The organism is Glycomyces buryatensis, assembly GCF_004912275.1.
GTDB classification, from domain to species: Bacteria; Actinomycetota; Actinomycetes; order Mycobacteriales; family Micromonosporaceae; genus Glycomyces; species Glycomyces buryatensis.
Map to the genome: position 1 here is coordinate 155,639 of NZ_STGY01000021.1, position 10,360 is coordinate 165,998.

The following is a 10,360-nucleotide window of genomic DNA, read 5'->3' on the forward strand; positions in this document are numbered from 1 at the left end:
GAGGGGTTTCATTCAGGGAATTCCGCTGCAAGCTGGTACCTCACCCGGTGCCCACCGGGTCAGGTGCGGGGCGACCCACCCCGCATGGGAGGGTCAGCAGCGAAAGGCGAACCAACGATGGCATCCGCAGGCAGCATCCGTCAACGCCCGGCTCAGCGTCCGGCCGAGTATTCCGGCGATCCCGTGCGCGCCTACCTCAACGGCATCGGCAAACACAGGCTTCTCACCGCTTCCGAGGAAGTGGAGTGCGCCAAGGCGATCGAGGCAGGCCTCATGGCCGTGCGCCGTATCTCCGAGACCACCGATCCCGATCTGCGCGGGGACCTGGCGAAAATAGCGGCCGAGGGCCGCGCCGCCAAGCAGCGCATGCTCGAATCGAATCTTCGACTCGTGGTCAGTGTCGCGAAACGGTATTCGGGGGCGGGCATGAGCCTCCTCGACCTCATTCAGGAGGGCAATCTCGGCCTCATCCGCGCCGTGGAGAAGTTCGATTACCAAAAGGGCTACAAATTCTCGACTTACGCGACCTGGTGGATCAGGCAGGCCATCAACCGCGCCGTCACCGACCAGTCCCGCACGATCCGCGTCCCGGCCCACACCGTCGACCAGATCAAGCGCATGAACCGGGCCCGCCAGGACCTGCTGGCCGAGCTGGGCCGCGAACCGCGCTGTGAGGAGATCGCCGCAGAGCTCGAGGTCAGTCCCGGCAAGGTCTTGGAGCTCATGTCATACGACCGCGAGCCGGTCAGCCTCGACCAGACGGTCGGCGAGGACGACTCGACGGCACTGGGCGACCTGGTCGCCCACATGCCGCGCGAGCAGGGCAGCGAGGACGCGGTCTCGTACGGGCTGCTGCGCCGCCACATCGCCTCGGTGCTGGCGAGCCTGCCCGAGCGGGAACAAACCGTCCTGCGTCTGCGTTTCGGCATTGACGACGGCCGCCAGCGCACGCTCGAAGAGGTCTCGGCCGACTTCGGTCTGTCCCGGGAGCGCGTGCGCCAGATCGAAAAGAATGCGCTCCACCGCCTGCGCCAACCCGACTACGCGGGACGGCTGGCTGAATATGTGGCTTGACCGGCATATATCATGGATGGAGACAGGGGGTCTGGCGGCTACCTGACCCATCCCGCCCCGCTGCCTTTCGAAGCATTCGGGCGGATCTAGTGAAGGAACGAAGCTGTGACCACGGACCTCGTCGACACTACTGAGATGTATCTGCGCACCATCCTCGAACTCGAGGAGGAGGGCGTTCCGGCGTTGCGCGCACGGATCGCCGAACGGCTCGACCAGAGCGGTCCGACGGTCTCCCAGACGGTCGGGCGCATGCAGCGCCACGGCCTGCTCAATGTCAAGAGCGACCGCCACCTCGAACTCACCGAAGAGGGCCGACGCCAGGCCGTGGCCGTGATGCGCAAGCATCGGCTCGCCGAGCGCCTCCTCGTCGACGTGATCGGCATGTCCTACATCGAGGCCCACGACGAGGCCTGCAAGTGGGAACACGTCATGAGCGACGCGGTCGAGAAGCGCGTTTACGAGCTGCTCAAGCACCCGACCCGCTCCCCGTACGGCAACTCCATCCCCGGTCTCCAGGCGCTCGACTCGGCCGCCGTGGTGGCCTTGGGCGTGACCGACGAGCGGCCCATGAGTGTGGTCGCACCCGGCTCGAAGGTGCGCGTGACGCGCCTGTGCGAGTCGGTGCAGACCCACCCGGACCTGCTCTCCTCGCTCCACCGCGCGGGCATCGATCCCGAGGCGGAGGTCTTGGTCGACCGCGCCGACGGCGATGTGGTCATCACCGCCGACTCCGACACGATCCGCCTGAGCGTCGACGACGCCGCCAAGGTGTTCGCCGCTCCGGTCGAATAGCCCGATCGCACAATCGCCGGGGGCGGTTGTGCGATTCGTGCTTTCTGGTGTCTTGACCGCATTCCTATGCCGGGGTAGGGTAATGAACGGCTTGAAAACGCTTGCGCACGCTATGTGCGCCTTAGTTTTCTACGCCCCCCGATACCGAACTCCGCACCAGAGCGCCCTCCCTGCACCCCCGGCAGGGAGGGCGCTCGCTATTGCGAAGCGCAACGGCCCGGTCGCACTGTTCGAGGACAGTGCGACCGGGCCGTTCGGCGTTCTGAAGCGTTTACTCCGCGGCGTCCGCGTTGGCCTGGTTGATGCTCTTGGCGAGATCGGTGAAGCCCGGGACGAGTTCTTCCACCGTCCCGGCCTCGGTGCCTTCGGGGGTGGTGTAGCGCATCTCGAACATATTGCCGTCGGCGAGCCAGCCCAGTTCCAGGGCCGGACCGGCTCCGGTGTCCTCGGTGTGGACTATCCAGTAGGCGGCGTCGCCCAGGTCCTCGATCTCTTCGGAGTCGCCCGGCTCCTCGTCCTTGTAGACGTCCGCACTGGCGTCGGTGGGGGCGATGAAGGTCGTCAGGTCGGGGTAGGCGGCCTCGCCGGTCTGGACGGCGCAGCTGAGCTGGGCGGGGGCGTCCTCCTCCTCGCCGTCGGGTTCGGGGCCGCCGGAGGCGAAGCGGAAGTGCTCGCCGGTCACCGAGTCGAGCAGGTCGCCGTCGATGAGGGTGCAGGCGCCGCCCGCCTCCTCGAGGTCGAGTTCGACCGGGGTGGTCGATTCGTCCGCACTCGTCTCCTCCTGCGCCGCGGTGTCGACCGGGTCTTCCGCGTTGCCGCCGTCGTCGCTGCACGCGGCCGCGCCCAGCAGGAGGGCCGCGACAGGTATGGCGATTGCGAGTCGTTTCATGATTCCTCCCCGGTGGCGGCCTGTCGGCCCTGCGACGTCCAGTCGCTCCATGAGCCGATGTAGATCGGCGGCGTCGGCAGTCTGGCCGCGGTGACGGCGAGGGCCGTGCGGGCCGCGCCGACTCCGGAGCCGCAGTAGAAGGCGGCCTCGGTGTGCTTCTCGTAGCGTCCGCGCAGCGTATCCGCGTCCACCAGTCCCCCGCCCGAGGCATTGTCCTCGGCGAGCGGCAGGTTCACCGCTCCGGGGATGTGCCCGGCGACGGGGTCGATCGGTTCATTCTCCCCCCGATAGCGCTCGGGGGCTCGCACATCGACGAGCTCGCGCTCGTCGGCCCAGGTGGCCGCCTCGTCGGCGTCCAGCACCGTCATGGCGCCGGGCGTGACGGTGAAGGCCCCGGGCGGCGGAGAGGGGACGTCGGTGGTGAGCTCGCGGCCGGACCGGGTCCAGGCGGCGAGTCCGCCGTCGAGGACGCGGACGTCCTCGTGGCCGGCCCAGCGCAGCGTCCACCAGGTGCGGGCGGCGGCCATGCCGTCGCCGTCGTCGTAGACCACGACCGGGGTGCCCGAATCGATGCCGGCCTCGCGCAGCACCACTTGCAGGACTTCGGGGTCGGGCAGTGGGTGGCGACCGCCAACGGCACCGACCCGGCCGCAGACGTCGCGGTCGAAGTCGATCCAGACGGCGCCGGGCAGGTGCCCGGCGGCGTAGTCCGCTTCCTTGGAGGGCCCGCCGAGCGTCCAGCGGACGTCGAGCAGAACCGCGCCGGCCAGATCCGCGACCTCGTCGGCACCGATAAGTGGGCTCATGCGACCCAGGCTATCGGAGGTGGGAATTGGGCCTTTCGGCCGCCGGGGCGAATTCCGGCATGACGTCGACGGCCACGCCTGACTCGCGCAATGCGCGGGCGCCGGAAGGTGTTTCGACAAAGTTCTCGGGTTCGCCGACCGCATAGACGACACGGGCGACCCCCGCTTCGATGAGCAGCTGGGCGCAGGGTTCCGGACGCGAGGCCCGGTGCCCGCAAGGTTCCATAGTGGAGTAAACCGTGGCGCCCTCGACCGATGCTGTGGCGCGGCGCAGCGCCACCTCTTCGGCGTGGTCGTGGTCCTGTTCGGCCCGCGAATAGCCCTCGCCGATGTTCTCTCCGTCGGCGACGATCACGGCGCCGACACTGAAGGCGGTCTTCGACGGCGGGCATTGCCCGGCCAGCTCCACGGCTCGGGACATCCAACGGGCATCGTCGGCATTAACGGAAATTGACACGGCCCCAAAATACCCGGCGACTCGACCGCAGGCGGCTGTCACCGCGCGTTGCCGCATGCCGATACGATGTAGGCGACCCCGGACACAGACTCCCCGATACGTTCGCGGAGTCGTCTACTAGCGAGGTGAAGTTGACCGTCCAGTCCCCTCCCGCCCCGACCCAGGCGCCAACGCCCACTGCGGCGCCGGGCGCCGCACCCGGGCGGCGACAGCGGTTCGCGCGAGTCCAAGCGGCCCTGCGGCAAACGCCCGGCCAACTGCGCGGCATCCTCGTGGTCCTGGTGGTCCTCATCATCGGCGCCGGCGTCACCGGCATGACCGCGGTGCTCGCCAAGTCCGCCGTCATCGAGGAGACCACCACCCAGTCGGGACGCCTGTCCGTGGCCGCCCTCCAGCTCTACCAGGCCCTCTCCCAGGCCGACGCGACCGCCGCCAGCTCCTACCTGACCGCCGGTGGCTCCTCGCAGACCACCCGCGACACCTACCAGGAGGCCATGCGGGACGCCACCGTCGCGCTCACCACCGCCTCCGGCCAGGTCGAGACCGCGGCCGACGCCCAGCTGGTCGCCGAGCTCAACGCCCGCCTGCCCGTCTACACCGGACTGGTCGAAACGGCCCGCAGCTACAACCGGCTCGGCGAGCCGATCGGCGCGACCTACCAGAAGCAGGCCTCCACGCTCATGCGTACCGAGGTCCTGCCGAGGGCTGACGAGCTGCAACACAATGCGCTCGACCAGCTCTCGGAATCGCGCTCCTCGGCCCAGGCGTTCCCGTGGATCACCGCCGGCCTCGCCGCACTGGCGCTCGTCGTGCTGGTGTGGGCGCAGATGTGGCTGAGCCGCAAGACCAACCGGGTGTTCAACCTCGGACTGGTCGGCGCCACCGTCATGCTGGCGCTCTTCTCCGGCTGGCTGGCCATGGCCGCGCTGGCGTCCGCCACTCACACCGAACGGTCCCATGAGGATGGTGCGATCCCGCTGGAACTGCTGGCCGAGGCCCACATCGCCACCCAGCAGGCGCGAGCCGAGGAATCCCTGGTGCTCATCGCCCGCGGCGAGGACAGCGCGGCCGAGGAACGCTACGCCGCCCAGATGGAGACGCTCATGGGCTCGGGCGGCCTGTTCGACCGGCTCGAAGCCGAATACGGCGACGACCCCGAGATCAGCGACGCGCTGACCGCCGCCGCCGAGGCCGCCTCGGCCTGGAGCTCCGGCCACGACGCGGTCATCAAGCTGGCCACGGAAGGCCAGTACACCGACGCCGTCGAAATGGCCGTCGGCGAAGAAGACGACAGCCTCACCAACTCGTTCAACACGCTCAACGCGCAACTGACGGAAGCGACCGACGTCAGCGCCGACCGCTTCGACCAGGCCACCGCCGACGCGCGGCGATCCCTGGCCGGCGCGGCGGCCGGACTGGCGACCCTGGCCCTGCTCGCCCTCATCAGTGCGGCCGTGGGCATCCAAATGCGAGTGTCGGAGTACCACGCATGATGAATCGACCCAGATCCCGCTGGTCCGCCCCCCTGGCCCTCGTCACCGGGTCCGCGCTGCTGCTGCTCGCCGCCTGCTCCGGACAGGCCGGCATCGACCCCGCCGAGGTCGACGTCCCCACCCCGCTGCCCGAGGGCATCAATTTCGAGCCCGACATCTCCACCGCGGAGGCGGACGACAGCTGCGACCCGCTCGCGTCCTACGACCCCGGCTCGATCACCGCCGAACAGGCCCGTGAACAGCTCGACTCCGACGACCACATCTCCATCGGCATCAGCCAGTCCACCAACCTCATGGGCTACCGCGACCCGGTCACCAACCAGCTCGAAGGCTTCGACATCGAGATCGCCGAGGCCATCATCACCGAACTGCTCGGCGCCGACGCCCAGATCACCTGGGTGCCGATGACCTCCCGCGAACGCGAGGACGCCGTCAACAACGACCGCGTCGACATGGTCGTGCGCACCATGACCATGAACTGCGGACGGTGGGAGAACGTCGAATTCTCCACCGAGTACTACAGCGCCGGACAGCGACTCCTCGTCCCCAAGGACGCCGGTATCGAAAGCGCCGAAGAACTCACCGCGGACCAGACCGTCTGCACCGGCGAGAGCTCCACCTCCCCGAGCAATATCGCCGCCGTCACCGAGGCGCAACCGGTCACCGTCCCCGACTTCAACGACTGCCTGGTGCTGCTCCAGCAGGGCACCGTCGACGCCGTCTCCACCGACGAGACGATCCTCGCGGGCATGGCCATCCAGGACCCCACCATCGAGGTCGTCGGCGAGCCCTTCTCCGATGAGCCCTACGGCATCGCCTTCCAGAAGGGCAATACCGACCTGGCCCGCTACGTCAACGGCGTCCTCGCCGACATGCGCTCCGACGGCAGATGGCAGGACATCTACGACAAGTGGCTCGCCCCCAGGCTCGGCGACGCCACCCCGCCCGCGGCGAAGTACCAGGACTGAAGGCGAGTACCAGATGAGCGACCCGCAGCAGCCCGAACACACACAGCGCTACACGCCCAGTGTCCGGCAGGTCCAGCAAGAAGCGGCGGACGACCCCGAGGGGGCCGGCTCCGACACCCTCCGGGTGCGCAAGCGCCTCTCCACGCCCCCGGCCGTCCCCGCCCAGCCCGGCTTCGCGCCCTCCCCGCCGATGCCCGATGGGACGCAGGCGATCTCGCGACCCGTCTCGCAGATGGTCGCGCCCGCACAGGCCCCCTCGCCGCCGCCCGCCCCGTACCGCGCGCCCGCCGCGCCACTCCCCCAGCCGATCACCGGCCCCGTCACGCGCTCCACCACCTCCAGCTCCCGCCAGCGCGGGGGCCTGTCCGACATGCCGCCGGTCCCACCGCGCGACCCCGCCCAAGCGGTCATGGACGACCCGAAGGTCTCCGAGCACAAACGCTTCTGCTCCTCCTGCGGCAAGCCCGTCGGTCGCCCGCAGGCCGGCCGGGCCGGACGGGTCGAGGGCTTCTGCCCCTACTGCCGCTCCCGCTACTGGTTCACGCCCTCGCTGGCCCCCGGCGACGTCCTCTCGGAGCGCTACGAGATCCTCGGCGCCATCGCGCACGGCGGCCTGGGCTGGATCTACCTCGCCAATGACCGGAACTTCGCCGACGACCTGACCCAGCGATGGGTGGTCATCAAGGGCCTCATCAACACCACCGACGAAGACGCCATCGAGGCGGCCATCAACGAACGGCGCTTCCTGGTCGGCATCGACCACCCGAACGTCGTCAACATCCACGACTTCGTGGCCGCCGCCGACCCGCGCTCGGGCCAACTCCAGTCCTACATCGTCATGGAATACGTGGCGGGCAAGTCCCTGCGCGACATCCGCGACGACGTCTCCGAGGACGGCGAGCGCGAGCCGCTGTCACTGGAGCAGGTCCTGACCTACACCTCCGAACTGCTGCCGGCGTTCTCCTACCTGCACGACCGGGGCCTGCTGTTCTGCGACTTCAAGCCCGACAACGTCATCCACGTCGAGACCTGGCTCAAGCTCATCGACCTCGGCGCGGTGCGCCGCGTCGACGACCTCGAATCGGCGATCTACGGCACCCCCGGCTACTCAGTGCCCAATGACGAGGTGCTGTCGGTCGGCCCGTCGATCACCTCCGACCTGTACACGATCGGCCGCTCGATGGCCGTGCTGGCGCTGCAGTTCAAGGGCTTCACCGGGCAGTACCGCGACTCGTTCCCGCCCGCCGCCGACACGCCCGTGTTCCAGGACTTCGGGTCGTTCCACCGACTGCTGCTGCGCTCCTGCCACACCGAGCCGCGCTCGCGCTTCCAGGACGCCGACGAGATGCGCACCCAGGTGCGCGGGGTCCTCCACGAGGTCCAGTCGGTGCAGAAGAACGAGCCGAGGTTCGAGCCTTCGACCCTGTTCGGCCCCGAGCAGGCGGTGTTCGGCGAGCCCGACATCGAGTACGACAAGGCCGCGATCGGCGACCCGTTCGAGGTCGCCCACGCACTGCCGGACCCGATGCTCGACCTGGCCGACCCGGCCGCCGCCTACCTGGCCTCCATGCAGGCCACCCACGCCGCCGGAATCCTCGCCGAGCTCGCCTCCGCGCCGGTGCAGAGCCCCGAGGTGCACCTGCGGCGCGTCCGGACGCTCATCGGCGCCGGGGACCTCGCCGGTGCCGTCGCCGCGCTCGACCAGTACGCGCAGCAGGAGGGCAACACCTGGCAGGTGACCTGGCTGCGCGGCGTCATCTCGCTGCTGGCAGCCGACTTCCACACGGCCGCGGCGCATTTCGATGCCGTCTACTCCCACCTCCCAGGAGAGCTGGCGCCGCGCCTGGCGCTGGCGGCGTGCGCCGAGATGGCCGGCCGGGCCGACCTGGCGCTGCCGCACTACACGCGCATCTGGACGTGCGACCACCGATTCGTCTCGGCGGCTTACGGTCGGGCGCGCCTGCTCGACCTGGACGGCCGCTCGACCGAGGCGATCGGCACGCTGCACCAGGTGCCGAAGACGTCGGCGCAGTACGGGATCGCGCAGACCGCGGCGATCCAGACGTCCCTGCATAGCCGTACCGCCCTGCCGTCGATGATGGATCTGCATCACATGGCGGGTCGGCTCGACGAACTCAAGCTGGAGCCGCGGCGTCGCCACCTGGTGGCGACCCGGATCCTGCACCAGGCCATCGGTCTGGTCGGCCAGGCCGGGCCGGGCGGCGCTCCGCACATCTTCAACGCCCCCTGCGAGGAGCGCGACCTGCGCCTCACGCTGGAGACGACCTACCGCCAACTCGCCCACGCCTGCACCAAACGCGAGGACCAGGTCTTCTACTTCGACCAGGCCAACCGCCACCGTCCCCGCACGATGCTGTAGCGAAGGAGCCATTCAATGCAGCCCTCCACGGAAGCCGCTCAAGGCTCCTCGAAGCAATGCACGGCGTGCGGCCTGGCCGCCGACGTCGGCCGCTACTGCGAGATCTGCGGCGGCGACCTCGAAGAGCTGGCGCTGCCGGCCGAGGCCCCGGCGTGGATCTCCTCGGCCGCGACCGAGGACAATCCCGAGCACCCGGGCGGCTCGGACGACCACACGTCGTTCTCGCTGCCGGGCATCGGCGCCTGCACCGACGTCGGCAAGCGGCACCACTACAACCAGGACTCGATCGCGATCTCGCTGGCCGACGACGGCCGCAAGATCGTAGTGGTCTGCGACGGCGTCTCGGGCGCCTCCGACTCCGAACGGGCGTCACTCGCGGGGGTGGAAGCGGCGATCGCCGAGATCCGCACCGGGCTCGGCGAGGGCATGAGCGCCGAGGACGCCTCGCGCCGCGGGGTCGGCGCCGCGCACTCCGCGGTGGCCGCCGTCGGCAAGCAGTATCCGAACTCACCGCCGTCCTCCACTTATGTGTCGGCGGTCATCGAAGGCGACCAGGTCATCCTGTGCTGGGTGGGCGACTCGCAGGCGTTCTGGGCCGGCGAGAAGGAGGCCAAGCGCCTCACGGTGGACGACACGATCCACGACCGCCTGGTCTACCAGGGGGTCGATCCCTCGGACGACCGGTACAAGAATCCATATGCGAAAGCGCTGCTGGCGTGGCTCGGAGCCGACGCGCCGACGCTGAATCCGAACCTCCTCCGGGTGGATTTGCGCGGCGGGCATGTCGTAGTGTGCAGTGACGGTCTGTCGCGCTATTTCAATGACGATTCCGACCTGTTGCCACTGCCGGAAGGCACAGTTGGCGACAAGGCTGTAGCGTTGACACGACAAGCGCTCGCCAATGGCGGGCACGACAACATCAGTGTCGCGGTGGTGGAACTCGAATCCCCCGGTTCGGTCCAGGTCGATGTGCAGGAGCAGGAATCTGCCGACCCGGACCCGTCCGGACCCAAGGGAGCCGAGCCCGCTCCGCTGCTCGGTATCGCCAGTGAGGCCGAGTACACCGAATTGCTTGGAGGGGGACGACCTTGACCTACCAGCCGACCTACCCCGGCGGCGGTGCCCCACAGCCGGGCGGATACCAGTGCGCCTGCGGGGCTTTCCCGCAAGCCCAGTTCTGTGAGCAGTGTGGTACGCCCAACCCGGCGTGGCAGCAAGGCCAGGCCCCGCAGTCTCCAGCCGCTTTCGGACAGGGATACCCGCCGAACGACCCGTACGCCCAGCAGCAGCCGGATCCGTATGGGCAGCAGCAGCCGCCGCCGCAAGATCCGTATGGGCAGCAGCCGCAGCAGGGTGGTTACGGCCAGGACCCGTATGGGCAGCCGCAGCAGCAGGACCCGTACGGCCAGCAGCAACCCGATCCTTATGGGCAGCAGCAGGGCTACGGCCAGCAGCAGCCGGATCCGTATGGGCAGCAGCCGCAGCAGGGTGGTTACGGCCA

9 protein-coding genes and 1 pseudogene are annotated in these 10,360 nt (G+C 69.1%); 7 read left to right on the forward strand and 3 right to left on the reverse strand.

The window, feature by feature from the left end; genetic code table 11:
* The first annotated feature begins 117 nt into the window (after window positions 1–117).
* Both FAB82_RS05685 and FAB82_RS05690 read left to right on the forward strand, forming a co-directional pair.
* Window positions 118–1,074, forward strand: coding sequence for a sigma-70 family RNA polymerase sigma factor (locus FAB82_RS05685; protein WP_136533570.1), 957 nt, complete (start codon window positions 118–120; stop codon window positions 1,072–1,074).
* 105 nt (window positions 1,075–1,179) lie between these two features.
* A complete protein-coding gene (locus tag FAB82_RS05690) occupies window positions 1,180–1,866 on the forward strand; it encodes a metal-dependent transcriptional regulator (protein WP_136533571.1) in 687 nt (228 codons plus the stop codon).
* 271 nt (window positions 1,867–2,137) lie between these two features.
* Here FAB82_RS05690 and FAB82_RS05695 read toward each other — a convergent pair whose 3' ends face one another.
* From FAB82_RS05695 to FAB82_RS05705, 3 genes are read right to left on the reverse strand one after another with little or no spacing between them, the layout of a single operon-like run.
* Window positions 2,138–2,755, reverse strand: a complete 618-nt coding sequence (locus FAB82_RS05695; RefSeq protein WP_136533572.1) for a hypothetical protein — start codon at window positions 2,753–2,755, stop codon at window positions 2,138–2,140.
* A complete protein-coding gene (locus tag FAB82_RS05700; RefSeq protein ID WP_136533573.1) occupies window positions 2,752–3,561 on the reverse strand; it encodes a sulfurtransferase in 810 nt (269 codons plus the stop codon). Before FAB82_RS05700 ends, FAB82_RS05695 begins: the two co-directional genes overlap by 4 nt.
* Window positions 3,562–3,571: 10 nt before the next feature.
* Window positions 3,572–4,075, reverse strand: a complete 504-nt coding sequence (locus FAB82_RS05705) for a deaminase (protein WP_136533574.1) — start codon at window positions 4,073–4,075, stop codon at window positions 3,572–3,574.
* A gap of 68 nt (window positions 4,076–4,143) precedes the next feature.
* Between FAB82_RS05705 and FAB82_RS05710 the strand changes: the two genes are divergently transcribed.
* The 5 genes and pseudogenes from FAB82_RS05710 to FAB82_RS27435 all read left to right on the forward strand — a co-directional run.
* Window positions 4,144–5,511, forward strand: coding sequence for a hypothetical protein (locus FAB82_RS05710; protein ID WP_136533575.1), 1,368 nt, complete (start codon window positions 4,144–4,146; stop codon window positions 5,509–5,511).
* A complete protein-coding gene (locus FAB82_RS05715; protein WP_136533576.1) occupies window positions 5,508–6,479 on the forward strand; it encodes a glutamate ABC transporter substrate-binding protein in 972 nt (323 codons plus the stop codon). Before FAB82_RS05710 ends, FAB82_RS05715 begins: the two co-directional genes overlap by 4 nt.
* Window positions 6,480–6,492: 13 nt before the next feature.
* On the forward strand, window positions 6,493–8,859 hold the full coding sequence (locus FAB82_RS05720) for a serine/threonine-protein kinase (protein ID WP_168801433.1): 2,367 nt from the start codon (window positions 6,493–6,495) through the stop codon (window positions 8,857–8,859).
* A 15-nt stretch (window positions 8,860–8,874) separates the two neighbouring features.
* Entirely contained in the window at window positions 8,875–9,951 is a 1,077-nt protein-coding gene (locus FAB82_RS05725; protein ID WP_136533578.1) for a PP2C family protein-serine/threonine phosphatase, read from the forward strand.
* Window positions 9,948–10,360: pseudogene (locus FAB82_RS27435) on the forward strand (hypothetical protein); the annotation flags it as partial. The gene FAB82_RS05725 and the pseudogene FAB82_RS27435, both read left to right, overlap by 4 nt.